General features: G+C 69.4%; 22 protein-coding genes and 1 tRNA gene. 13 read left to right on the top strand and 10 right to left on the bottom strand.

Annotated features, from left to right (window positions below):
- Nucleotides 1–14: 14 nt before the first annotated feature.
- Nucleotides 15–995, bottom strand: a complete 981-nt coding sequence (locus ABS642_RS11060) for a sugar-binding domain-containing protein (RefSeq protein ID WP_350350098.1) — start codon at nt 993–995, stop codon at nt 15–17.
- Nucleotides 996–1,151: 156 nt separating this feature from the next.
- On the opposite strand from ABS642_RS11060, the gene ABS642_RS11055 reads away from it, so the two are divergent.
- The 5 genes from ABS642_RS11055 to ABS642_RS11035 are packed head-to-tail and all read left to right on the top strand — an operon-like array spanning nt 1,152 to nt 7,690.
- A complete protein-coding gene (locus ABS642_RS11055; protein WP_350350097.1) occupies nt 1,152–2,654 on the top strand; it encodes a DUF4038 domain-containing protein in 1,503 nt (500 codons plus the stop codon).
- Nucleotides 2,655–2,657: 3 nt separating this feature from the next.
- Nucleotides 2,658–4,751 (top strand): beta-galactosidase, encoded by a 2,094-nt coding sequence (locus ABS642_RS11050; protein WP_350350096.1) that lies wholly within the window; start codon nt 2,658–2,660, stop codon nt 4,749–4,751.
- Between the two features lie 31 nt (nt 4,752–4,782).
- On the top strand, nt 4,783–5,703 hold the full coding sequence (locus tag ABS642_RS11045; RefSeq protein WP_350350095.1) for an NAD(P)-dependent oxidoreductase: 921 nt from the start codon (nt 4,783–4,785) through the stop codon (nt 5,701–5,703).
- Nucleotides 5,700–6,617 (top strand): 5-dehydro-4-deoxyglucarate dehydratase, encoded by a 918-nt coding sequence (locus ABS642_RS11040; RefSeq protein WP_350350094.1) that lies wholly within the window; start codon nt 5,700–5,702, stop codon nt 6,615–6,617. The genes ABS642_RS11045 and ABS642_RS11040 overlap by 4 nt, the downstream gene beginning before the upstream one ends.
- Nucleotides 6,614–7,690, top strand: a complete 1,077-nt coding sequence (locus tag ABS642_RS11035; RefSeq protein WP_350350093.1) for a mandelate racemase/muconate lactonizing enzyme family protein — start codon at nt 6,614–6,616, stop codon at nt 7,688–7,690. Before ABS642_RS11040 ends, ABS642_RS11035 begins: the two co-directional genes overlap by 4 nt.
- Here the strand turns inward: ABS642_RS11035 and ABS642_RS11030 are convergent.
- A complete protein-coding gene (locus tag ABS642_RS11030; RefSeq protein ID WP_350350092.1) occupies nt 7,687–8,709 on the bottom strand; it encodes a LacI family DNA-binding transcriptional regulator in 1,023 nt (340 codons plus the stop codon). The two genes, ABS642_RS11035 and ABS642_RS11030, sit on opposite strands and share 4 nt — an antisense overlap.
- Before the next feature lie 159 nt (nt 8,710–8,868).
- Between ABS642_RS11030 and ABS642_RS11025 the strand changes: the two genes are divergently transcribed.
- From ABS642_RS11025 to ABS642_RS11000, 6 genes are all read left to right on the top strand, one after another.
- The gene (locus ABS642_RS11025; protein ID WP_350350091.1) at nt 8,869–10,062 is read left to right on the top strand and encodes a Gfo/Idh/MocA family oxidoreductase; all 1,194 of its coding nucleotides are present in this window, start codon (nt 8,869–8,871) and stop codon (nt 10,060–10,062) included.
- A 34-nt stretch (nt 10,063–10,096) separates the two neighbouring features.
- The gene (locus ABS642_RS11020) at nt 10,097–11,314 is read left to right on the top strand and encodes an ABC transporter substrate-binding protein (RefSeq protein ID WP_350350090.1); all 1,218 of its coding nucleotides are present in this window, start codon (nt 10,097–10,099) and stop codon (nt 11,312–11,314) included.
- A 158-nt stretch (nt 11,315–11,472) separates the two neighbouring features.
- The gene (locus tag ABS642_RS11015; RefSeq protein ID WP_282217529.1) at nt 11,473–12,321 is read left to right on the top strand and encodes a sugar ABC transporter permease; all 849 of its coding nucleotides are present in this window, start codon (nt 11,473–11,475) and stop codon (nt 12,319–12,321) included.
- 12 nt (nt 12,322–12,333) lie between these two features.
- Nucleotides 12,334–13,194, top strand: a complete 861-nt coding sequence (locus ABS642_RS11010) for a carbohydrate ABC transporter permease (protein ID WP_350350089.1) — start codon at nt 12,334–12,336, stop codon at nt 13,192–13,194.
- A 63-nt stretch (nt 13,195–13,257) separates the two neighbouring features.
- Nucleotides 13,258–14,046, top strand: coding sequence for a ThuA domain-containing protein (locus ABS642_RS11005; RefSeq protein WP_350350088.1), 789 nt, complete (start codon nt 13,258–13,260; stop codon nt 14,044–14,046).
- On the top strand, nt 14,043–15,122 hold the full coding sequence (locus ABS642_RS11000) for a Gfo/Idh/MocA family oxidoreductase (protein WP_350353381.1): 1,080 nt from the start codon (nt 14,043–14,045) through the stop codon (nt 15,120–15,122). Before ABS642_RS11005 ends, ABS642_RS11000 begins: the two co-directional genes overlap by 4 nt.
- A gap of 127 nt (nt 15,123–15,249) precedes the next feature.
- Here the strand turns inward: ABS642_RS11000 and ABS642_RS10995 are convergent, their stop codons facing one another.
- The 6 genes from ABS642_RS10995 to ABS642_RS10970 are packed head-to-tail and all read right to left on the bottom strand — an operon-like array spanning nt 15,250 to nt 21,279.
- The gene (locus ABS642_RS10995) at nt 15,250–16,104 is read right to left on the bottom strand and encodes a phosphogluconate dehydrogenase C-terminal domain-containing protein (RefSeq protein WP_350353380.1); all 855 of its coding nucleotides are present in this window, start codon (nt 16,102–16,104) and stop codon (nt 15,250–15,252) included.
- Nucleotides 16,101–16,898, bottom strand: coding sequence for a TIM barrel protein (locus ABS642_RS10990; protein WP_350353379.1), 798 nt, complete (start codon nt 16,896–16,898; stop codon nt 16,101–16,103). The genes ABS642_RS10995 and ABS642_RS10990 overlap by 4 nt, the downstream gene beginning before the upstream one ends.
- The gene (locus ABS642_RS10985) at nt 16,895–17,722 is read right to left on the bottom strand and encodes a triose-phosphate isomerase family protein (protein ID WP_350353378.1); all 828 of its coding nucleotides are present in this window, start codon (nt 17,720–17,722) and stop codon (nt 16,895–16,897) included. Before ABS642_RS10985 ends, ABS642_RS10990 begins: the two co-directional genes overlap by 4 nt.
- The gene (locus tag ABS642_RS10980; protein WP_350353377.1) at nt 17,722–18,192 is read right to left on the bottom strand and encodes a ribose-5-phosphate isomerase; all 471 of its coding nucleotides are present in this window, start codon (nt 18,190–18,192) and stop codon (nt 17,722–17,724) included. Before ABS642_RS10980 ends, ABS642_RS10985 begins: the two co-directional genes overlap by 1 nt.
- Entirely contained in the window at nt 18,185–19,924 is a 1,740-nt protein-coding gene (locus ABS642_RS10975; RefSeq protein WP_350353376.1) for a dihydroxyacetone kinase family protein, read from the bottom strand. The genes ABS642_RS10980 and ABS642_RS10975 overlap by 8 nt, the downstream gene beginning before the upstream one ends.
- Complete coding sequence (locus ABS642_RS10970) at nt 19,921–21,279, bottom strand: MFS transporter (protein ID WP_350353375.1); 1,359 nt, start codon at nt 21,277–21,279, stop codon at nt 19,921–19,923. Before ABS642_RS10970 ends, ABS642_RS10975 begins: the two co-directional genes overlap by 4 nt.
- A 120-nt stretch (nt 21,280–21,399) precedes the next feature.
- Between ABS642_RS10970 and ABS642_RS10965 the strand changes: the two genes are divergently transcribed.
- Both ABS642_RS10965 and ABS642_RS10960 read left to right on the top strand, forming a co-directional pair.
- Nucleotides 21,400–22,128: a FadR/GntR family transcriptional regulator gene (locus tag ABS642_RS10965; RefSeq protein WP_350353374.1), complete on the top strand. Its 729-nt coding sequence runs from the start codon at nt 21,400–21,402 to the stop codon at nt 22,126–22,128.
- A gap of 86 nt (nt 22,129–22,214) precedes the next feature.
- Nucleotides 22,215–22,303 (top strand) — tRNA-Ser (locus tag ABS642_RS10960).
- Between the two features lie 270 nt (nt 22,304–22,573).
- On the opposite strand, the gene ABS642_RS10955 is transcribed toward ABS642_RS10960, so the two are convergent.
- Nucleotides 22,574–23,698, bottom strand: coding sequence for a tyrosine-type recombinase/integrase (locus ABS642_RS10955; protein WP_350353373.1), 1,125 nt, complete (start codon nt 23,696–23,698; stop codon nt 22,574–22,576).
- Nucleotides 23,695–23,895 (bottom strand): hypothetical protein, encoded by a 201-nt coding sequence (locus tag ABS642_RS10950; protein ID WP_350353372.1) that lies wholly within the window; start codon nt 23,893–23,895, stop codon nt 23,695–23,697. Before ABS642_RS10950 ends, ABS642_RS10955 begins: the two co-directional genes overlap by 4 nt.
- Nucleotides 23,896–24,215: the final 320 nt, after the last annotated feature.

Here is a 24,215-nt window from a genome sequence, read left to right as displayed (position 1 = left end):
GTGCCCCGGCGTCGTCAGATCGTCTCGGCGAGGCGCTCTGCCGTGTGCAGGTCGGTCACCAGCGCGGTGACCCACCCGCCGGCGATCGCACCCCGGATCGCATCGAGCTTGCGCTCGCCGCCGGCGATGCCGACGCGGCGCGGGATGCGCAGGAGCTTGTCGACGGGGATCGCGATCACGCGGTCGTCGATCTCGCCGGTCACCGCGGATCCGTCGATGCGGAGGACGTGGTGGCAGATGTCGCCGACCGCGCCCTCGGCGAGCAGCTGGGCGCGCTCGTCGTCGGCGAACGCATTGCCGCTGGTGGACAGCACGTCGGAGGGCTCGATGCTGCCGATCCCCATGATGGTCATCGTCAGCGACTCCCAGTGGCGCATGGTCTCCTGCATGGACGGGTCCTTGAGCAGGCTGTCGCGCACGGCCGGGTCGGCCACGATGCCGGGGGCCTGGACGTATATCGGGTCGGCGCCGAGCATCCGCGCGAGCGAGCTGAGGAGGCGGTGCGAGTGGCTCTGCGCCTCGGGCGCGCCCGTGCCCCCGAGCAGCTGCACGACCTCGGTCGCCCCGCGCGTCGGGAGCGGCCGCATCCGGTCGGTCATCGCCAGCACGGAGCGGCTCCACGACGAGACCCCGATCCGGTCGGTGCCCGACAGTGAGGCCTCGAGGTAGCCGGCGGCTCCGGCTCCGATGGCGGCGAGCAGCTCGGCTTCGTCGGCATCTGGCTCGACGTCGACGATGACCGCCTCCGCGAGCCCGTACCCCTCCTCGAGCCGCTCCTCGAGTTCGGCGTGCACGCCGGGGGCGACCGTGACGATGGTCCGCACGATGCCGGCGGTCTCCGCGCGCTTGAGGAGTCGGGACACCTTCGCCTGCGAGATGCTCAGTGCTGCGGCGATCTCCGACTGGCGGATGCCGCGCTCGTGGTACATTCGCGCCACCTTGGTGAGCAGGCGCAGCTGTCCGTCGACGGGGGTGGCGAAGGGGGTCGACGACACGGTGGTCCTCCTGCTTCAGCGCGGATCGGATGGAGATTCGCTGATGAAAGTATATTCTCTCAGATTCTCGATGAATAGAGATTCATCAGGCGCAAATTATGCAAGACTGGGGATCATCGACGCCCGACGACGGGTGGCCGCCGACGCAGGAGGATGATGATGTTCCCCAGGTACGACACCGTCGAGCTCGTCTTCGAGGGTGCCGATCGTCTGCCGATCGGTGCGGAGCCGCCCTTCTCGGTGCGCCTGCGCAACGGCGCGGAGGAGATCGTCGTCCCCGGGTTCTGGGACGGCGGGACGACCTATCGCGTGCGGGTCTGTCCCGAGTCGGACGGCGCCTGGACGTGGGAGGTCGAGGGCGCGCGCACCGCGCTCGACCGATCGAGCGGGAGCTTCGAGGTCGCGCCGGGAGCCGCGCACGGTCCGGTGCGGGTGGCGCACCGCTTCCACTTCGCGCACGCCGACGGCACGCCCTACCGTCCGGTCGGCACGACCGCGTACAACTGGCTGCATCAGGACGAACCGCTGTTCACTCAGACCGTCGACGACATCGCCGAGGTCGGGTTCGACAAGCTTCGTTTCATGGTCTTCCCGCAGGGCGGCGGCTACATCGAGCACGTGCCCGCGCTGATGCCGTTCGAGAAGACGGACGGGCACTGGGACGTCAGCCGTCCGGTGCCGGAGTTCTTCCAGCATCTCGACGGTGCCGTCGAGATGCTCGGCGCGCGCGGCATCCAGGCCGACGTGCTCATCTTCGACGCCTACGACCGTGGCCAGTTCGGGCTCGACGCCCTGACGGAAGAGGAGGATGCCGTCTACCTGCGGTACCTCGTCGCGCGGCTGTCGGGATACGCGCACGTGTGGTGGTCGCTGTGCAACGAGTTCGACCAGCTCGAGCGGCCCGACGATCGCTGGGACCGCACCGGTGCGCTCCTCGCCTCCGTCGACCCGCACGAGCACCTGCGCTCGATCCACAATTGGATCGAGATCTACGACAACAACCAGCCGTGGGTGACGCACGCCTCGATCCAGAACGGCGCGGCGACAGAGGACTTCGGCCGAGCCAACCTGTATCGCGACGTCTGGAAGAAGCCCGTCGTGCTCGACGAGATCAAGTACGAGGGCGACATCCCCGATCGCTGGGGGCACCTCGACGGCCCGGAACTCGTGCACCGATTCTGGATCACGACGGTGGCCGGATGCTACGCCTCGCACGGAGAGAGCTTCCTCACCGAGAGCGGCAGCCTGCACATGGTCGAGGGCGGTGTGCTGCGCGGCGAGTCCCCGGCGCGGATCGCCTTCCTGCGCGGCATCCTCGACGATCTGGTCGTACCCGGCCTGGACCCGATCGACAAATGGGACGACCCCGCGTACGTGGCCGGCTGGCATCGGCAGCAGTACGTGCAGTACCTCGGGCGCTCCGCGCCGGCGTCGTGGTCGTTCCGGCTCCCGGTCGGACAGCCCGGGGAGAGCCCGGAGGAGGGCGACGTCTTCGAGGTCGACGTCATCGACACCTGGAACATGACCGTCACGCCGGTGGGGCGCCGCTTCGCCCTCACCGAGGTCGCCCGCAACGAGGCCTTCGACCGCGACTCCGCGCCGGTGGACCTGCCCGCGGGGAAGCCGATCGCGCTCCGCATCACGCGCGTCGAGGTCTGAACCGTGGCCGAGAGCGGGTCTCGCCGCCGGACCGCATGGGCGGACGGCCCGCGGCTGGGCACGGCGTACTACAACGAGTACCTTCCAGACCCCTCCCGGCGGACGACGGACCTCCGGCTCATGGTCGAGGCGGGGATCACCTGCATCCGGGTGGGGGAGTCGGTGTGGTCGACGTGGGAGCCGCGCGACGGCGAGTTCGACCTGGAGTGGCTCGCGCCGGTGCTCGACGGTGCAGCGGCGCACGGGATCGACGTGATCCTCGGCACCCCGACCTACGCGGTTCCGCCGTGGCTCAGCAGGCTCCACCCCGAGTTCGCGGTCGTCCGCAAGGACGGGTCGTCGGTCCCGTGGGGCGGGCGGCAGGAGGTGGACTTCACCTCCGAGGTCTTCCGCGGGTACGCCGAGCGCGTGATCCGCGCGGTGCTCGGGCGCTACGGCAGGCATCCGGCCGTCATCGGCGTGCAGCTCGACAACGAGGCGGGTCTGCACCTCATCCACAACGCGCACGTGGTCGCGCGTTTCCGCCGCTGGGTCGCGGAGCGCTATGGCGACGTCGAGACGCTCAATCGCGAATGGAGCCTCGCCTACTGGTCGCATCGGATCTCCGAGTGGGATGAGTTGTGGGCCCCGGCGGGCAACACGACGCCGGCGTACGACCTCGCCTGGCGACGCTTCCAGGCCGAGCTCACGGCGGAGTTCATCGGCTGGCAGGCCGGGATCGCGCGCGAGCTGGTGGCCGATGACACGGTGCTCATGACCTGCATCGCCTATCAGCGCCCCGCGATGGACGACGTCGCCGTCGGCGCGCACCTCGACATCGCCAGCGGCAACGCCTACTACCTGGCGCAGGACTCCCTCGATTACGAACGCGAGGGGGCCGGCGGCCAGTGGTACGCCGACGACGTGCCGCAGCTGATCCTCAGCGCTGACCGGATGCGGGCGACCAGGCAGGCGCCCTTTCTCGTCACCGAGACCGGAGCGGCGTCGATCGGCGCGGCCTCGCTGACCCGGCCGCCGTACGACGGGCAGCTGGCGCAGGCCGCGTGGCTGCTCGCGTCGCGCGGGGCGCGCCTCGTCTCGTACTGGCACTGGCACACGCTCCACTCGGGCGCGGAGGTGCACTGGGGTGGCATCCTCGGGCACGATCTCCAGCCCGGCCGGGTGTACGAGGAGATCGCGGAGATCGGACGGCAGTTCGCCGTGGCGTCGGAATGGCTGGCGGATGCCGTGCCGGATGCCGACATCGGCATCGTGTACGCGCACGACAGCGAGTGGATGATGGCGTTCGAGCCTCCACTGGCAGCGCCCGGCGGCGCCCCGGACCGCGGCTCCTACGCGCGGATCGTCGGCGCCTTCGGCCGTGCCGCGATCGATGCGGGACTGCAGGTCGAGTACGTGAACGAGCGGCAGCTGACGGATGCGGGGGAGCTGCTGTCGCGGTATCCGACCCTGATCGCGGCCGGGCTCATCGCGGCATCCGATCGCACGCTCGAGATCCTCGCCGAGTATGCGCGGCTGGGCGGTCGTCTCGTCGTCGGACCGCGCACCGGCTACGCCGACGATCAGGGGCGGATGCGGGCGGTCACGGCGCCGGCGGTGCTCGGGCCGCTCGCCGGGGTCGCCTACCGCGAGTTCGCGGCGCCGCCGACGCCGGTGCCGATCGAGCGCGATGGGGCGGTCGTCGGCGAAGCGCGCGGCTGGATCGACGCCCTGGAGCCTGACCAGGCCGACGTGCTTCTCGGGTACCGGCATCCGCACTACGGGCGCTGGGCCGCCGTCACCCGTCGATCTGTCGGGGAAGGCACGATCACGGTCGTCGGCACGCTTCCCGACCGCTCGTCCCTCGCGGGCGTCATCGCCGAAGCCGCCCCGCCTCCCCGGTCGTCGGGAATGTTCGGCGACCGTCCGAGGTCGGTCACCGCCCACTCGCTGACCGGCGTGCGCGGGCGCGTGTGGGTGCTGCACAACTGGTCGGGCCGAGCGCAGACGATCCGTCCGGAGCGCGCCGTCTCGTCGGTGCTCGACGGCGCCGCCCATGACGCCGGCGCCCTCGTCGAGCTCGATCCATGGGACGTGCGGGTCTGGTGCGAGAGCTGATGGGGAAGCAGAATCACGGGGGAGGAGAGACATGCGAGTAGCAGTCACCGGCGCATCGGGACGGCTGGGGCGCGCGGTCGTCGACGTGCTCGTCGCCGCGGGACACGAGGTGCACCGTCTCGACCGTGCCCCGGGCGAGGAGATCACGCCGATCGACCTGACCGATGCGGAGGCGACGGTCGACCTGCTGCGCGGCACCGCACCGCAGGCGCTCGTCCACCTCGCCGCGATCGCGGTGCCGTTCAGCGCGCCGGAGCGGGACATCTTCACCGTGAACACGGGCATGGCCTTCACCGCCATCGAGGCCGCCGTCGCCGCCGGCGTCACGCGGATCCTCGTCGCATCGAGTCCGACGGTGCTCGGCTACGGCGCCCCGGATTGGACCCCGGAGCGGCTGCCGCTCGACGAGTCGGCGCCTACGGCCCCCGCGAACGCCTACGCCCTGTCGAAGGTGTGCGTGGAGGAGACGGTCGCCGCGTTCGCCCGCTCCGCACCGTCCGTGCGTCTCGCCTCTTTCCGCCCCTGCTACGTCATCACGCCCGAGGAGTGGGACGGGGCTCCCACCCAACAGGGGCACACGGTCCTCGACCGGCTGCAGGACCCCGCGCTCGCCGCCGTCTCGCTGTTCAACTACGTCGACGCCCGCGACGTCGGCGTCTTCATCGACGCCTGGCTCGCGGCGGATGCCGCACCGAGCGGGGCCCGCTACTTCGTCGGCGCGGCGGATGCCCTGGCCGTCGACCCGCTCGACGAGCTGCTGCCACGCTTCCACCCCGGCACCCGCGACGCGGCCCCTGCGCTGCGCGGAACCTCCAGCGCCTTCGACAGCACGGCAGCGACGCGCGACACGGGCTGGGTCCCGCGACGCTCCTGGCGCACCGAACTCCACCCCGACGCCCTCGCGGCTCTCGCCGCATCCACATCCGCTCCCGACGGAAGGACCTCTCGATGACACTCACATTCCGCGACGGCCCCCTCTACTTCCCGGTCACGGCCTTCGACGCCGACGGCGAGGTGGATCTCGTGACCACGGCGCGGGTGCTCGCCGAAGGGATGGAGCACGGACCCGGCGGAGTTTTCCCCGCCTGCGGCACCGGCGAGTTCCATGCCCTCTCCGCCACGGAATCCCTCAGCGTCGTGCGCGTCGCGATCGACACGGTCGCAGGGCGCGTCCCGGTGGTCGCCGGCGTCGGCGGACCGGTCGGGCAGGCGATCGCGTCGGTCCGCGAGCTGGCCGGGATGGGGGCCGACGGCATCCTGCTGCTTCCGCCGTATCTCGTCGGCAGCTCGCAGGAGGGGCTGGTCCGCTACGTGAGCGCGGTCGCGGAGGCGTCGACCCTCCCGGTCGTCGTCTACCACCGCGGCAGCGCGCGCTTCACTGCCGAGACGTTCGCGCGCCTGCTGGCCGAGCAGCCCACGATCGTGGGGTTCAAGGACGGGATCGGAGACGTGGCCCTCGCCCAGGAGATCGTCCTCGCGGCGCGCCGCGTGCGCGACGACGTGCAGTTCTTCAACGGCCTGCTCACCGCTGAGGCCAGCCAGGCGGCGTACCGCGCGATCGGGATCCCGCTCTACTCCTCCGCCGTCTTCGCCATGGCGCCGCGGATCGCCTCGGGCTTCTACCGCGCGTACGTCGACGGTGACAGCGCCGCGTGCGATCGTCTGCTCGAAGGGTTCTACCATCCGCTCGTCGCCCTCCGTGACACGACGCCGGGCTACGCGGTCTCGCTGATCAAGGCGGGGCTGCGCCTGAGCGGAGCCCCGGTCGGCGGCGTCCGTCCCCCGCTGACCGACCCGGGTGATGCCCACTCGGAGGAGCTGCGCCGGATCCTCGACGCCGGCGAGCGGATGATCGGCGGCTCATGAGCGAGATCATCCGGATCGACGTTCGGCCCCTGTCGGTGCGGATGCCGCGGCCCTGGGTGCCGGAGGCCCCCGACCTGCATCTCGTGCGCGTCGACGTGGAGGATCGCGACGGAGGTACGGGGAGCGGCTTCTCTTGGACGCCGACGATCGGAGCCCGTGCGGTCGCCGCGCTTCTGGAGGACGACATCCGCCGCTTCGCGCTCGGTCGCGACAGCGACCCGACAGTGCTGTGGCCCGCGCTGTGGGCTCATCTCCACGAGGCCGGTGGAGGCGGAATCACCACGATCGCCATGGCAGGCCTCGACCTCGCGCTCTGGGACCTGCGCGCGCGTTCACGCGGGGTCGGCGTGCCCGACCTGCTCGGCCGCACGCAGGAGCGGCTTCCGGTCTACGGCTCGGGGGTCAATCTGCACTACACAGAGGGCGAGCTCGCCGCACAGGTCGAGCGGTGGGTCGAGCGCGGCATCCGGGCGGTGAAGATCAAGGTCGGGCGGCCGGACCTCGGTGAGGACGTGGCGCGGGTCGCGCTCGTGCGCGAGATCCTGGGTGCCGACCGGCAGCTCATGATCGACGCGAATCAGCGTTGGGATGTCGATCGGGCCACGCGCGCCATGAGTGCACTCGCCCCCTTCGATCTCACGTGGATCGAGGAGCCGCTGCGCTCCGACGACACCGCCGGCTACCGCGAGCTGGCCCGGCGTATCACGACGCCGATCGCCCTCGGTGAGAACCTGCACACCGTGCACCGCTTCCGGGAGGCGCTCGACGCGGGATTCGCCGCGGTCGTCCAGCCGAATGTCATCCGCGTCGGAGGGATCACTCCCTTCCTCGAGATCGCCGGCCTGGCCGAGGAGCGCGGCGTCACGCTCGCTCCGCACCTCCTGCCCGATCTCTCGGCGCAGCTCGCCGTGACGCTTCCGCGTGCGACCTGGGTCGAGGACGTGGAGGATGCCGGATTCGACGCACTCGGCATCCTGGCCGCGCCCTCGCCCGTGCGCATCGAGGGCGCCTGGGCGACGGTGTCCTCGGCTCCGGGGCTCGGGCTCGACCTCATCGAGCCCGCCGTCGCCTAGGCGCGGCCCGGGGCCTCGGCGATGGAGCCGCCCGGCACCATCTCGCACGGGATGAGCACGGCGGGCAGCCCCGCGTCGGGATTCTCGATCCGGTCGATGATGGTGTCGACGCCGAGGCGCCCCAGCTCGTCGGCCGGTGAGCGGAGGAATGTCAGGGCGGGGTCGACCATGTTCGCCATGTGGGCCGAGGAACCCAACGAGATGATCGAGAGGTCTTCGGGCACGCGCACGCCGGCCTCGCGCAGACCGATCACGATTCCCGGCGCCGCGTGCTCGTTCAGCAGCAGCATGGCCGTCACGTCGGGGTGCTCGTCGCGGAACGCGCGTCCGAACGCCCTGCCCTCGCGCGAGTCCTCGAGGCAGTAGCGCACGGCGCCGGTCAGTCCTGCGGCCTCCATGTCGGCGAGGAACGCGGCACGCGAACGCTCGGCGGGACCGTGCTCCTCGAATCGACCGGCGCGGGAGCCGCCCGTGACCAGGCAGAAGTCGCGGTGTCCGAGGGCGACGAGCGTCTCGACCGCGGTCGTCACGGTGGCGCCGAAGTCGACGTCGACGTACGCGAGCCCTTCGGGGTCCGCGGTGCGTCCGATGAGGGCGAACGGGGTGCGGCCCTGGACCAATGCCGGCACGCGATTGTCGTTCAGCTGCACCTCCATCAGCAGCACGCCGTCGACCAGCCCGGTGTCGGCCAGCGCCATCGCCTCGTCGGACTCGTTGCTGATCGGCCACAGCACGAGCTGATAGCCGCGCTCCTGCGCGCGGACAGCGGCGCTGGTGAAGAACCCTCCGACGGTGCCGCTCAGCGGGCGCTGCAGCGCGGGGTACAGCATCCCGATGATCTTGGTGCGGCCGCGGGCGAGGGCGGCTCCGACCGGATTGCGACGGTAGCCGAGCTCCCGCATCGCCTGCTCGACGCGCGACGTCGTGGCGGGCGAGATCGGCTTGGTGCCGTTCAAGACGAACGAGACCGTCGCCACCGAGACGTTCGCTCGGGCGGCGACGTCGTGCATGGTGACCATGGTCGATCCTCTCGGGGCGAGGCGATCCCGCGGGGTTACGGGTGCGTCCATCATCGCTGATGAATATGTTGACAAGTCCAACATATGTCTGCATACTCGGACAACGGTGAGTTTAAACGCTTAACCGAAACTCTGGTGCGATGACGAACAGGAGTGGTGATGACAGAGATGTCTGACGGCCGTGAGCTCGGCGTAGGTCTCGTCGGCACGTCGTTCATGGGCCGCGTGCACGCACAGGCCTGGACCCTGGCATCGCGGGCGTTCGACCTCGCGCTCACCCCTCGGGTCGTCGCCGTCGCGGGTCAGGATCCGGAACGGACAGCCGCTTTCGCCGCGCGGAACGACATCGCCCGGTCGTCGACCGACTGGCGGCAACTGCTCGACGACCCCCGCGTCGACGTCATCGACGTCTGCGTGCCCGGCGACCTGCATGCGGTCATCGCCGAGGAGGCGCTCGCCGCTGGCAAGCACGTGCTGTGCGAGAAGCCACTGTCCAACTCGCTCGCCGAAGCCGAATCGATGGTCGCGGCCGCACAGTCGGCGCGCGAGCGCGGGATCCAGTCGATGGTCGGATACAGCTACCGCTTCGTGCCGGCGCTCGCCCACGCCAGGGCCTTGGTCGGAGCCGGGCGGCTCGGGACGATCCGCCACATCCGGGCCCAGTACCTGCAGGACTGGATCGTCGCGGAGGACTTCCCGCTGGTGTGGCGCCTCGATCGCGAGCGCGCCGGCTCCGGCGCGCTCGGTGACATCGGGGCGCACATCGTGGATGCGGCCGTCTTCGTCACCGGCCAGCGGCTCACCGGGGTGAGCGCACTCACCGAGACGTTCGTCAGAGAGCGCCCGCTTCCGGCCGCGACGGGTGCGCTCGCCGCGACGGCCGGCACCGGATACGGCCCGGTCACCGTCGATGACGCCGCCGTGTTCATCGGCCGCACCGACGGCGGCGCCCTCGCGACCTTCGAGGCGACGCGCTTCGCGGCGGGACGCAAGAACGCGATGCGCCTCGAGGTCAACGGCTCGCTCGGCTCCGTCTCCTTCGATTTCGAGAGCGCCGACGAACTGTGGTTCCACGACCACACCGTCGATGCGTCGGAGGCGGGGTTCCGTCGGATCCACGTGACGGAGCCGTCGCATCCGTACGCCGGTGCCTGGTGGCCGGCCGGCCACGGACTCGGCTACGACCACGCGTTCGTGCACGAGGTCGCCGACTTCGTCCGTGCGATCGCGGAAGAACGCACGCCGGAGCCCTCCTTCGAGGACGGCCTCTACGTGCAGCGTGTGCTCGACGGCGTCGAGCGCAGCGCAGCAGCCGACGCCGGCTGGACGCCGGTCGACGCGGATCGACCCTGAATCACATCCTGCATCACACACGAAGGAGTAGACGATGCGCACACGCAAGACACTGATCACCCTGGTGGCGGGGGCCGCCGTCCTGCCGCTCGCCCTGGCCGGCTGCGGCGGGGGAGGCTCCGCATCCAGCGGCGACCCCGACACCCTCACGATCCTCGACTACTACAACAACGAGCCGGACAAGACGCTGGTGCAGGACCTGCTCGACCAGTGCGCCGCCGACATCGACGTGACCATCGAGCGCGAGTCGGTGCCGGGCAAGGACCTCATCCAGAAGGTGCTCCAGCGCTCCTCGTCCAAGACACTCCCCGACGTGCTGATGCTCGACAACCCCGATGTGCAGGAGATCGCCGCGACCGGCGGACTCGCGCCGCTGAGCGACTTCGACGTCGACACCTCGGGCTTCGCCCAGGGGATCCTGGATGCCGCGACCTACGACGGCGAGGTGTACGGCCTCGCGCCCGTCGTGAACACCCTCGGCTTGTTCTACAACGTCGACCTCTTCGAGCAGGCCGGTCTCCAGCCGCCCACGACCTGGGACGAGCTGAAGGAGACCGCTGCGGCGCTGACCTCCGGCGACCAGTACGGCATCGCCTTCTCGGCGATCGCGACGTACGAGGGCAGCTGGCAGTTCCTCCCGTTCATGTGGACCAACGGTGGAGACGAGACCGATCTGCAGACCCCGGAGAACGCCGAGGCGCTGCAGCTCTGGGTCGACCTCGTCGGCAGCGGATCCGCCTCCGAGAGCGTCATCAACTGGAGCCAGGGCGACGTGAAGGACCAGTTCGTCGCGGGCAAGGCCGCGATGATGGTGAACGGCCCCTGGAACATCCCCGCTTTGAACGAGACCGACGTGAACTGGGCCTCGGTCCAGGTGCCGGTGAACAAGGTCGGCCAGACGCCCGTCGCACCGCTCGGCGGCGAGGTGTGGACCGTGCCGCAGACCGGTGACAAGGCGAAGCAGGCCAAGGCGGCGGAGTTCGTGGAGTGCATGTCCGGCGACGACATCGAGCTGCAGGCGGCGGAGTCGCGGTTCACGGTCCCGACCAGGACCGACCTGATCCCGGAGTACGTCGAGAAGGTGCCGTCGATGGAGGCCTTCGCCGAGCAGGTCGTCAACGCGCGTTCGCGCACGGGCGAGCTCGGCGAGGACTGGCCGGAGCAGGCGACCGTGATCTACAACGCGATCCAGCTCGCTCTCACCGGCAAGGCCACCCCGGACGAGGCCTTCGAGCAGGCGGCCAAGGGCTGACCCGATCGGCATCCGATGGTGCCCCGCGGCGATCGCGGGGCACCGAGGAGGGAATCGACCTGATGACGACGACAGCGACAGCACCCGCGGTGAGCGCACAGCGCACGCCCACGGCCCGACCGGCCCGCCGATTCCGGCGGGAGGGCGTGGTGAAGGCGATGTTCCTCGCGCCGGCCGCGCTCTACATCCTGCTCTTCTTCGGCTATCCGGTCGTGAAGAACCTGGTGATGAGCTTCCAGGAGTACACGACGAAGACCTTCTTCACCGGCGAGGCGCCGTGGGTGGGCTGGGAGAACTACGCGACCGTCGTGAACAGCGGGCTGTTCTGGCCCGCGATGCTGAACACGGCGCTCTTCACCGTCGGGTCGATCGCCGGACAGTTCGTGATCGGGCTCGCGCTCGCCGTGTTCTTCCGGCGGCGGTTCCCGCTCAGCGGGTTCCTCCGCGCGATGCTCCTGCTGCCATGGCTGCTTCCGCTCATCGTCTCGAGCGCGACCTGGCGATCCATCCTCGACCAGGACAGCGGCATCCTCAACGAGTTCCTCGCCTCGGTCGGGCTCGGGGCGGTTCCCTGGCTGAACAGTCCGGATGTGGCGCTGATCGCCGTCATCCTCGTGAACATCTGGATCGGCATCCCGTTCAACGTGACCATCCTGTACGGCGGTCTCCAGGACATCCCGGAGGAGCTCTACGAGGCGGCAGCCCTCGACGGGGCGACCGGCTGGAAGTCGTTCTGGCACATCACGCTGCCCAACCTCCGCCCTGTGATCAACGTGGTGCTGGTGCTCGGCGTGGTCTACACGCTCAAGGTGATCGACATCATCCTGGGACTGACCAACGGCGGGCCGGCGAACGCGACGCAGACGATCGCGATCCGCTCCTATCAGTCGTCGTTCGTCGACTTCGAGTTCGGCGTCGGCGCCGCGTTCAGCAACATCCTCATCCTCATCTCGCTGGTGTTCGCGATCTTCTACCTCCGCGGGAACCGCAAACAGGTGGACGAGTAGGAAGGCAGAGCAATGACCACCATGGCCATCGTCACCGACGGCGCCGCGAACCGGCGGGCGACGCGTCGCTCCGGGCGCGACATCCTCTTCACCGCGCTCGGCGTCGCGTTCCTCGCGATCATGCTGTTCCCCGTCTACTGGATGTTCAACGCCTCGCTGCAGCCGTCGGGCAACACCCTCACCGCGTCGCTCCTTCCCCTGAACCCCAGCTTCGCGGGGTATGAGAAGGCGTTCGCCGACCAGGGGCCGAACCTCGTCACGAGCCTCATCATCTCGGTGGGTACGGTCGTCTTCAGTCTCGCGATCGCTGCCCCGGCCGCGTACGCGCTCGCGCAGTTCCGCTATCGCTGGATCAACGTCGCGCTGCTCGCGGTGCTGATCGCGCAGATGATCCCCGGGGTCGTCATCGCGAATGCCCTCTACGCGGCCTACAACGACCTCGGCATGCTCAACTCGATCCCCGGGCTCATCCTCGCCGACGCCACTCACGCGATCCCGTTCTCGATCATGATCCTCCGGGCCTTCATGATGAGCGTGCCGCCCTCGATCATCGAGGCGGCGCGCGTGGACGGCGCCGGGCACGTTCGTGCGTTCTGGTCGATCGTGCTGCCCGTCGCGAAGAACTCGCTGATCACCGCGGGGCTCTTCGCGTTCCTGTTCTCGTGGAGCGACTTCCTTTTCGCCTTGACCCTCACGACCACCGACGACATCACCCCGGTCACCCTCGGCATCTACCAGTACCTCGGCACGCAGGTCGCGAACTGGAGCGCGGTCATGGCGACCGCGGTGCTCTCCTCGATCCCCGCGATCGTGCTGCTCGTCATCGCGCAGCGGTACATCGCCGCCGGCGCGACCGGAGGGGCCGTGAAGTAGTTCCGAGACACCCGATACCCCGCAGAAGATCCCCGCACCCGAGCGCAGAAGGAAGAAGAGAAAATGAGCGGCACCACCACCCCCGAGCACCCCATCCGCGTCGTCGTCTGGGGGGAGAACCGACATGAGCAGGTCGAGCAGAAGGTGCGCGACATCTACCCGTCGGGCATGCACACCACCATCAAGGAGGGCATCGAGGAGAACCTCGGCGAGCGGGCGGTCGTCACGACGGTCACGCTCGACGACCCGGAGCACGGCCTGACCGAAGAGGTCCTGGCCGACACGGACGTGCTCGTGTGGTGGGGGCATGCGGCGCACGACGAGGTCTCCGACGAGGTCGTGGACCGCGTGCAGCGCCACGTGCTCGAGGGGATGGGGCTCCTCGTGCTGCACTCCGGGCACTGGTCGCGCATCTTCGGCCGCCTCATGGGCACGACGTGCACCCTGCGCTGGCGCTCGAAGGACGACCGCGAGATCGTCTGGACGGTCGACCCGACGCATCCGATCGCGCGCGGCATCCCGCATCCTTTTGTCATCCCCGCGCAGGAGATGTACGGAGAGTTCTTCGACGTGCCGGCCCCGGACGAGCTCGTCTTCCTCTCGACGTTCTCGGGCGGGGAGGTGTTCCGCAGCGGGATGACCTACCGGCGCGGCTTCGGGAAGATCTTCTACTTCAGCCCCGGCGATCAGGACTATCCGGTGTATCACCAGGCCGAGGTGCGGAAGGTGATCGCGAACGGGGTGGAGTGGGCGAAGACGCTGCGTCCGAAGCGTGAGATCCCCGTCCTGCTGCGCTATGAGACCGAGGACTTCTACAACGGGCGCGGGTACGAGGGGGCGATGGAGCGATGACAGGCCTGGTGCGCCTGGTGCAGGTCGGCGCCGGTGGGATGGGGCGCGCGTGGCTGCGTACGATCGCCGAGAGCCCGGAGGTCGAGCTGGCAGGTCTCGTAGACCTCGACCTCGACGTCGCCCGCGCCGCGCTGGCGGATGCCGGACTGCACGGCGTCGAGGTCGGCAGAAGCACGGCGGAGATCGCGGATGCCGTCGGTGCCGACGCCGTCGTGAACGTCACGGTGCCCGAGGCGCATCTCGTCGTGAACGAGGAGGCTCTGGGCGCGGGGTATCCGGTGCTGTGCGAGAAGCCCGCGGCGCCGACGGTGGCGACCGCCCTGATCCAGGCCGGGATCGCCGAGCTCTCCGGTCGGCTGCTCATGATCAGCCAGTCGCGGCGGTACTTCGCCTCCCTCAGGGAGCTGCGGCGGCAGGCTGAGGCGCTGGGGACGATCGGCACCGTGAGCACGGAGTTCTTCAAGGCTCCGCACTTCGGCGGTTTCCGCGAGGAGATGCCGCACGTGCTGCTGGTCGACATGGCCATCCACGCCTTCGACGCCGCACGCTTCGTCATCGGCGCCGAGCCCGTCTCGGTGTACTGCGAGGAGTACAACCCGTCGTGGAGCTGGTACGCCGGTGCAGCCAACGCGGCCGCCGTGTTCGAGTTCGAGGGCGGCACCCGCTACGTCTACAACGGCAGCTGGTGCGCGCCGGGGCAAGAGACGTCGTGGAACGGTTCATGGCGTGTGAGTGCCGCCGAGGGCACGGCGACCTGGGACGGCGAGGGCTCGCCGATCGTGCATCGACCGGACGCGGGTGAGCCCGTGACGGTCGCTGCGCCGCCGATCCGCGAGGAGATCGCCGGGTCGCTCGAGGCGTTCGTCGACGCCCTGCGCTCCGGAGCCGAGCCGGAGAACAGCATCCGGACGAACATGCGGAGCCTCGCGATGGTCGAGGGGGCCGTGGCGTCGGCGGAGACCGGTGCGAGGGTGCGGATCGATGACGTGCTGGAGCAGGCGCGCGAGACGGCGAGCGCTCAGACCCGCCGGGATGACGTGAGCGAGTGGCTCCGGGGGGCGTCGATCGCGCGCTGAGGAAGGGTGGGCGACCCGGCATCCGCGCGCTTGCCAAGGAGATGTGCGTTTCCCTCGGACGTTTCTGCGGAAATCGTCCGGGGGAAGCGCACTTCTCCTGTCGAGGTGCTCGGGCAGAGTGTCCGGGTCAGCGCTCGATGGCGTCGAGGTGCAGCATCCGCGCAAGGTTCTTGTCGAGCTCGTCGTCGCGGAAGATCTTCTTCCAGTCGTCCTTGATGATGCTCTCGCGGCCGTAGTCCATCGCGATCAGGCACGCGTCGGAGAACGGGTTGTCGCCGCGCAGTCCGTTCGCGAGCGCCACCTGCGTGTGACCGTAGAGGATGCTGCGTGCCGCCGCCTCCGGAACGCCCATGGTGTTCACGGTCTCCTGCAGGGCCTCGTTGAGCAGGTCGCCGATCATGCAGGCGACGGTCTCGACGAGGGTGGGCTCGAGCTGCGCGAGCTGCTTGATCGTGACCCAGTGCACGTCGATGACGGGGGCGTAGATCGCGCGGACGGTCGCCTCGACGATGTCCTTCTTGGCCTCGTCGTCGCTCTCGATCGCGGCGATGGCGTCCTGCGGGGCGGCGATGCCGCCGAACGTGTCGGCCCACTGCTCCGGCGTTTCCCGCTGCAGGAAGATCGACGGGTGGCACGGGTGGGCGACGGCCTGGATCACGTCGTCGCGCGTCGTGAGGAGTCCCGCGTACGCGGCTGCCGGGTCGAGGGTGAGCACGATGGCTCCGCTCCTGGCCTGCGGCACGAGCTCGGCGGTGACCGGCCCGAGGGCGAGGTCGGGAACGGCGAGCACGAGGATGTCGGCGTCGGCGACGGCCGTCGCGGCATCCGTCAGTTCGCGCCCGGCGTCGATCGTGCGCTGCTGTCCGGCGGGCGAGTTCTCGACGTACCAGACGGTGTGATCGGTCTTCGCCAGGTTGTTCGATACGCGCATGCCCATCTTGCCGCCGGCGCCGATGACGGCGATCTTGTAGGTGGTGCTCATGATGTCGTGCTCCTCAGGTATTCGAGTGCGGTGCGGGTCCATTCCCGCTCGGTTCGGATGGTGGTCTCTGCGTCGTCCTGCCAGGGCAGCCAGTGCTCGACGATCTCGTTGATGCCGCGTTCGCGCGGCTGCACGGCGGCGAGCAGCTGCGCGTAGTCGTGCAGCCCGGTGCCCATGGCGGCACCGGAGTAGGTGAAGCCGACCCAGCCGGGCTGGCGGGCGAACGCGAAGTCCTTCACATGGACGTTCTTCGTGAGCGCCGCGGTCTGCTCCACGCAGGTCTTCGGGTTCTCCAGCTGGGCGACGACGTTCGCCGGATCCAGGCAGATGCCGAGGTTCGGGCTGCCGACGCGTTCGATGATGCCGATGAGATCGGCGGTCGGCACCTGCTCGTAGGTCTCGAGCGCGAGTGTCACGCCGGCGGCCTCGTAGGAGCGGATGCTGTCGCGCAGCCAGGTCTCCGCCTCGTCGAGCGTCGGCCGGGAGTCGGGTCCGTACAGCATGCTCCGCACGAGCCGCGCGTCGAAGATCGCGGCGAGCTCGAGGAAGCGCGAGAGGTGCGCGGGGACGATGCCCTTCGTGCCGAGCTCGATCGTGAGGCCGAGGTCACGGGCGGCCGCGGCGGCGTCTCGCACCTCGTCGTCGCTCATCCGCTCGAGGGGCGCGTAGTCGCAGATCTGGAACAGGTCGACGCCTTGGGCGCGGGTGTCCTCGAACGCACCCACCAGGCTCAACGGCTCGGGCGCGCGGTCGGAGTGCTGCCAGAAGTAGGCGTAGGTGCCGAGGCCGATCATGAGTCGCCTCCGCTGGGTCCCTGAGTTCCGCTGGGTCCCTGAGCTCCGCTGGGTCCCTGAGCTTGTCGAAGGGCCGCCAGCTCCGCCGCCTCGTCCAGCACGGCGACGAGGGCATCCGGATCATGCGCGAATCGGCCGAGGAAGACGCCGTCGACGTCGTCGCCGAGCGCGGTGAGAAGGCCGGGGCCGGCGGCTCCGCCGTAGATGACGGTGGAGTCCGTGCGGTCGGCATCGCCATCGAGCGCGGCGCGCAAGGCGGCCGCGACGACACGGATGTGGTCGTGCGGCGCCGGCTCGGGGGCTCCGATCGCCCACACGGGCTCGTAGGCGACGATCACGGCGCCGGCGGGGGCGTCGGTGAGGGCGGCACGCAGCTGGGCGACGGCGACGGCGGCGGCATCCGACGGCTCCTGATGCGAGGTCTCGCCGATGCACAGCAGCGGCGTGAGCCCGGCGCGCAGGGCGGCGGCGGTCTTGTCAGCCACGACCTCGTCGGTCTCGGCGAAGAGGCGACGGCGCTCGGCGTGGCCGATCTCGGCGATCGAGGCGCCCACCTCGGCGAGCTCGGCAGCCGAGACCTCGCCGGTGAACGCGCCCGTGTCGGCTGCGGCGACGTCCTGTCCGCCGATCCGCACGGGGGTGCCGGCGAACGCCTGGATCGCCGGCAGCACCTGAAGGAACGTCGGCGTGATGAAGACCCCGACCGCTCCGGACTGCACGGCGTCGTGCGCGCGGACCCGCGTGGCGACCGCGTCGAACCAGGTCGCCGCCTGCCGATGACCGAAGTACATCTTCAGGCTCACGCCGACCGTGACCTTGGCCATCAGCAGGATCCGGTGGACTCGTATTCGCCGATGACCGCGACCTTCTCGGCCGAGGCGCTGCTCGGGTCGAAGCGGTACGTCAGCCACTCGCGCACGAGGCGGCGGGCGAGCTCGATGCCGATCACGCGCTGACCCATCGTGAGGATCTGCGCGTCGTTGGAGAGCACGCCGCGCTCGACCGAGAATGAGTCGTGCGCGGTGACCGCGCGGATGCCGGGGACCTTGTTCGCGGCGATCGCGACGCCGAGTCCGGTGCCGCAGATCAGCAGGGCGCGGTCGGCTTCGCCCTTGGCGACGAGCTCGGCCGCGGCGATCGCGACGCGCGGGTACGCCGTGTGGCCGTCGGCATCCACTCCGACGTCGACCACGCTCGCGACGATGCCGTTCTGCTCGAGGTCCTGCTTCAGGATCTCCTTGTAGTCGAAGCCGGCGTCGTCGCTGCCGATCACGAGGCGGAGGGTGTCAGTCATTGCTGTTCCTTTCGAGGTCGGCGAGCAGGTCGCCGACGGCGGTCACGATCAGGGCGAGAGAGTGCGCGCCGGGATCGGGTGTGCCGACGCTGTGCTGCCCGTGGGCGCGGGCGCGGCCCATGCGGGGGAGCAGGTCGGCCGTGGCGGCGGCGGCGCGGGTGGCGGCATCCGCAGCGGTCCGCCAGGCGTCCACGAGGGAGGAGCCCCCGTCGACCGCGGCGGTCAGGGTGCTGCTGAAGGGCACGAGGGCGTCGACCAGGGTCTTGTCGCCGACCTCCGCCTTGCCGTACTCCATCACTCCGCGCGCTCCGGCGGCGACGCCCGACGCGACGGCAGCGGCATCCGGTCGTCCGGCATCGCCGAGGCGTGCGGCGATCGCGTTCAGGATGACGCCCCACAGGGCGCCCGAGGTGCCGCCTGCCCGGTCGGCCCAGGCGTCGGCGGCGTGCGACAGGGTGGTCGCCGCGCCGGCGCCCGCCTGAGCCGCCGCGGTGGCGGCGACGAGCGCGGCATGCGAGCCGCGCTGCATGCCGATGCCGTGGTCGCCGTCTCCGGCGATGGCGTCGATGCGGCCGAACTCCTCGACGTGCTCGTCGACAGTGTCCACGATGCGCTGCACGGCGGCCTGCACGACAGTGGCAGCGGCGACCGACTCGTCGTCACCGCGTTCGATCGCGGCCTCGGCGACGGCATCCGCCTCGGTGACCTCCGCGCGCGCGGAGGCGATCACGGAGCCCCGACGGTAGGCGGGGGTGTCGACCGGGGTCTCCCAGAGATGCTCGAGCTCGTCGTCCAGCCAGAAGAGCGTGAGGGAGGTACCGGCCATGTCGAAGCTCGTGCAGTACTCGCCCACGTGCGGATCGACGAGGACCAGACCCGCATCCGCGAGCAGCTGGGCGATGCGGCGGTAGACGACGAACATCTCCTCGTACTTCAGCGAGCCGAGGCCGTTGAGGATGGGCACGACGCGGGCACCGGAGGTCTCGACGCCGTCCGGAACCTCGTCGAGCAGACGGCTGACGAGAAGCTCGGCCAGGCCGTCGGCCGTCGGGATGTCGGTCTCGTCGATGCCCGGTTCACCGTGGATGCCGAGGCCGATGGCCATCCGTCCGGCGGGGACCGTGAACAGGGGCTCGGGGGCTCCGGGGAGCGTGCATCCGCTGAAGGCGACGCCGAGGGAGCGCGTGCGCTCGTTGGCGAGCGTCGCGACGCGGGTGACGCCGGCCAGGTCGTAGCCCGCCTCGGCGGCGGCGGCAGCGGTGCGGAACACCGTGAGGTCGCCGGCGATGCCGCGTCGCTTGTGCTTCTCTTCTGCCGAGGCGCTGAAGATGTCGTCGGTCACGGTGACCGTCTCGCAGGCGATGCCCTCGGCGCGGAGCTTCTCCTGCGCGGCGTCGAAGTTCAGCACGTCGCCGGCGTAGTTGCCGTAGCTGAGGAAGACTCCCGCGCCGCGGTCGGCCGCCTTGGCCACGGTGTGCACCTGCTGGGTGGAGGGCGAGGCGAACAGGTTGCCCATCACGGCACCATGGGCGAGACCCTGGCCGACGAGTCCGCCGAACGCCGGGTAGTGGCCGGAGCCGCCCCCGATCACGACGGCGACCTGCCCCTCGGGCACGACCGTGCTGCGCACCACGCCACCGGGAACCCCGCGCACCGAGCGCTCGTTCGCGGCGATGAAGCCCGCGATCATCTCGTCCGCGAAGTTGGCGGGGTCGTTCCAGAGCCTGGTCATCGCGTCTCCTCCACGGCGGGCGTGGCGGCGGTGGCACCGGGGAGGACGCGGCTCCGACGGGCGAGGATCACCATCAGCACGGCCGAGAGCAGCATGAAGCCGCCGACGATGAACATCGGCACCTGGTAGCCACCGGTCCAGTCGTGCACGGCACCCGTGATGTACGGAGCGCTGAAGCCGGCGAGGTTGCCGATCGTGTTGATCAGCGCCACGCCCGCCGCGGCTGCGACACCGGTGAGGAACTGCGTCGGCAGCGTCCAGAAGTTCGGCAGTGCGGCGAAGATCGCGCAGGCCGTGACCGTGATGACGGCGATCGTCGCCACGGGGGACCCGGTGAATAGGGCGAGCGGGATGGAGACCGCGCCGGCGAGGGCCGGGACCGCGATGTGCCAGGTCTTCAGGCCGCGCTTGCCGGCGTCCCGCGACCAGAAGTACATGACGATGGCGGCGGGCAGGTACGGGATCGCGGTGATGAGGCCCTTCTGCAGCACGTCGAAGGTGCCGCCGGTCTCGGTCTGGAAGCCCTCGATGATCGTGGGCAGGAAGAAGGCCAGCGCGTACAGGCCGTAGATGAAGCCGAAGTAGATGAAGGACAGCATCCAGACGCGTCCGCTGGAGAAGGCGAAGCGCACGGAGACGTGCTTCTGGCTCGCGGCGGTCGTCTTGCGCTCGGCCTCGAGAGCGGAGGTGAGCCAGGTCTGCTCCTCGAGGGTGAGCCACTTCGCGTCGGAAGGCTTGTCCTTGAGGTAGAACCAGGCGATCACGCCGACGACGATCGCGGGGATCGCGACGCCCATGAACATGAAGCGCCAGCCCTCGAGGCCGAAGAAGACGCCGTGCTGCTGGATGAGGGCGCCGGCGAGCGGGGCGCCGATCACGGTGGTCAGCGGCTGGGCCAGGTAGAAGAGCATGAGGATGCGCCCGCGGTACTGCGACGGCACCCAGAGGCTGAGGAAGAGGATCGCGCCGGGGAAGAAGCCGGCCTCGGCGACGCCGAGCAGGAACCGCAGCACGACGAGCTGCTCGAAGTTCCCCACCCAGGTGAAGAGGAGGGCGACGATGCCCCAGCTGACCATGATGCGGGCGAGCCAGCGACGCGCTCCGAACTTGTGCAGGGCGAGGTTCGACGGCACCTCCAGCAGGATGTAGCCGATGAAGAAGACCCCCGAGGCGAAGCCGAACTGCGCGGCGCTCAGGGCGAGGTCGTCGTTCATCCCGTTGGGGGAGGCGAATCCGATCGCTGTGCGGTCGAGGTAGTTGATGAAGAACATCAGCGCCACGAACGGTACGAGGCGGATGGAGACCTTGCGGATCGCGGACTTCGCGACAGGCGTTTCGGTCTGGGTGGTGTCCACGGTGACTCCTGTATCGACGGTGATCGCGCAGGACTTCGTTCTGTGCGCACATCCATATTGGCGAACCGGTTGACCAATTGCAAGTCCGTCTTCTGCGATGGTGCCGGTAAGTTTGCTCCCATGCCCGCTTTTCCCGGAGAACCGGTGGATGACATCGCCGCCGCCCTGACGGCCATGCCGTCGGGTACGCCGGTGTCGGAGGTGGCCCGTCGCCTCCTCGACCTCTTCACCGGAGGCTCCATCGCCCCGGGTACCCGCCTGCCTCCCGAGCGCCAGCTCTCCGCGTCGCTCGGCGTCGGACGATCCGCGGTGCGTGAGGCGCTCGCCGCCCTGGAGATCCTCGGGATCATCGACGTGCGGCCCGGTTCCGGCACGTATCTCCGAGGGGCGGCGAGCGAGCTGCTGCCGCAGACGCTCCGCTGGGGGCTGCTGATCGGGGAGCGCAACACCGCCCAGCTGCTGGAGCTGCGCGAAGGGTTGGAGATCTTCGTCGCGCGCCTGGCCGCGGCCCGCGCCGATGCCGCGATCATCGCGCGCCTCGAGAAGAGCGTCGAGCGGATGCGAGCGAGCATCGACGACCTCTCCACGTTCGCCCGCGCCGACCTGGACTTCCACCACGCGCTCGCCGAGGCCGCGGGGAACGAGACGCTGACCGATCACGTGCACGTCGTGCGGTCGCTGCTGCAGGTCTACGCCGACCGTGCCGTGCACGACCCCGCACACGCCGAGCAGGCGGTCGCCGAGCACGGCGCCGTGCTGGATGCCGTGCGCGCCGGCGATCCGGATGCCGCGGCGTCGGCCATGGCGATCCACATGTCGACCGCCACCAAGCGCCTCCTCGACGCCTGACGCCGGCGCTCATCCGCTCGGTTCGTACCTGCCCATCGGACCCGTTATGATGGCTAAGTGCATCCGTGCTTTCGGGTCGGATGCCTGGAGACGTCGCATAGTCCGGCCGAGTGCACCACCCTGCTAAGGTGGAGTCCCCTCACGGGGACCAGGGGTTCAAATCCCCTCGTCTCCGCAGTGAAAATCCCCGCTCAGGCGGGGATTTCTGGGTTCCGGGGTTGTGGGGTTGACCTGGCGCGATTGCCGCGTTTCGGCCGCCAGGTGTCCCCCAGGTGTCCCCCGATTGGGTGACGGGTTCCACTGACTGCCCGAGCGCCGCCGCTCGTCCGCCTCCATGCGTCGCGAACGTCCCTCTTGCGAGCAGAGCCCTTGAGGCCATAACGCTCGCAGATAGCAGCGCACTGATACGAACAACTCCGCATTGCGTTGTCGAGCGGGAAGAGTGTCAGTTGCCGAGCCCTGGAAGTCGATCACCAGGTGAGCGTGGCGCACGTCGGTGTTCGAAGGGTTGGTTCTCGGAAGCAGTGAGGCGTCGCAGGTGGGCGCGCCGCTGGTCGTCTCCTAGTACGTGGGCGTATACCGCGAGCACGGTGCGGGGGTCGTCGCCGAGGTACTCGGCGACCTCGTTTACGGGTGTTCCCAGCCGTAGCCAGGTGGATGCGGCGTAGTGGCGCAGGGCGTGGCGGTGGAAGCCGAGTGGGAACTTTCGGACGACTCCGACGCTCAGCTGCTCGTCACGGCGGTTGGTGAACAGGTAGGCCTCGGGTGGCTTTCCTCGGGCGTGTTCGCGGAAGATGGCTACGGCTCGAGGGGAGAGCGGGATCAGACGCGTGCCGCGCCAAGACTTCGGCTCCTTCTCCTCGTAGCCGTCGGAGTGTGAGCGCTCGACGATCAACTGCGGGAGTGGAACGTCCGACATCGCGTTCGTGCGGAGAGCGCGGAGCTCACCCCAGCGCAGTCCCGTGAGCGAGAGGAACTCGAAGACGTCAGCGATATCCGAGCGGCGCCCTCGGAGTTCGGTGAGAGCCGATGCAACGATCCGCGGCGTCGGGATGGAATGGGGGCTGACGGGACGGAGCGCGGGTGCTGAGAGCTCGGGGATCCGGGCCATCGAGCGCACGGGATGCGGCTGATGCAGAAGGTCTTCGGTCGCGGCGAATGTGAAGAGGGCGCTCAGCGTGGTCTTTGCCCTTGCGACGGTGGACGGCTTCTTTCCGGCACGCAGCTGATCGAGTAGATGGGCGCGGATGTCGCTCGCGTTGATGGATGCGAGTGGGCGTTCGAGCAGGTGCGCTGGCAGCGCATTCAGGTTGTTCACGTCAGTGTCGATGCTGTGCGGGTTCCCGCCTGCGCGTGCCATCTTGAACTGCGTTACAAGCTTCCCGAGCGTGAAAGTCCGGGGAGGAGGCACGGAGCGACCCGTCTCGACGAGATGCTTCTGTGTCCGTTCCCACACCTCTGCGTCTCGCTTGACATCGAACGCCTTGGACGCCACCAACCGGCGACCCGATTTCACGCGAACGAAGTAGTAGGGCTTTCCGGCCGCTGTCCGACGAATCTCTATGCTCACTCCGCTACTCCGCCCAGCCGTTCGAGATCGCGGAGACGATAGATCCGCTTATGCGCGGTCAGACTGACGGGCTCGATAGGGGAGCGGCCATCTAAGGCCAGCGCGCGCAGCGTCGTGCGGTGGATGCCGAGCTGTGCTGCAGCCTCTTCCTCGGAAAGGAACAACCGAGGCGAGTCCGCGCTGTGATCCGCGCTCATCGCGTTCTCCTATCTCGTGCGACACCGTTCGTGGTCCAGGTTGCGATTCCCACGTCGGCGGGGCGTGACTATAGCTCTGCAACGGATAGGTGCACGCGCAGCTCCCACGCGTCTCGAGAAGCTCGCTCGCGCTTCGGGGCCTTCTCTCAAATCGTGCGAGCTGATCACGTGATGCGAAATTATCGGTCGGCAACTCTCGGCGCCTGCCTGCTCACGCGGGAATGTCTTGCCAGCGCCTACATTCGCGACGTTTCCCTCCATACGCCGCTTCGGGCAAGTCGGATACATCGCTGGTAGCGCCGCCGAGCGTTGGCATACCT

It is taken from the genome of Microbacterium sp. A8/3-1, assembly GCF_040267695.1.
In the GTDB taxonomy this organism is placed as follows: Bacteria; Actinomycetota; Actinomycetes; order Actinomycetales; family Microbacteriaceae; genus Microbacterium; species Microbacterium luteolum.
Note: the sequence above shows the minus strand (reverse complement) of the source record. Positions and strands in the feature narration are given on the sequence as shown.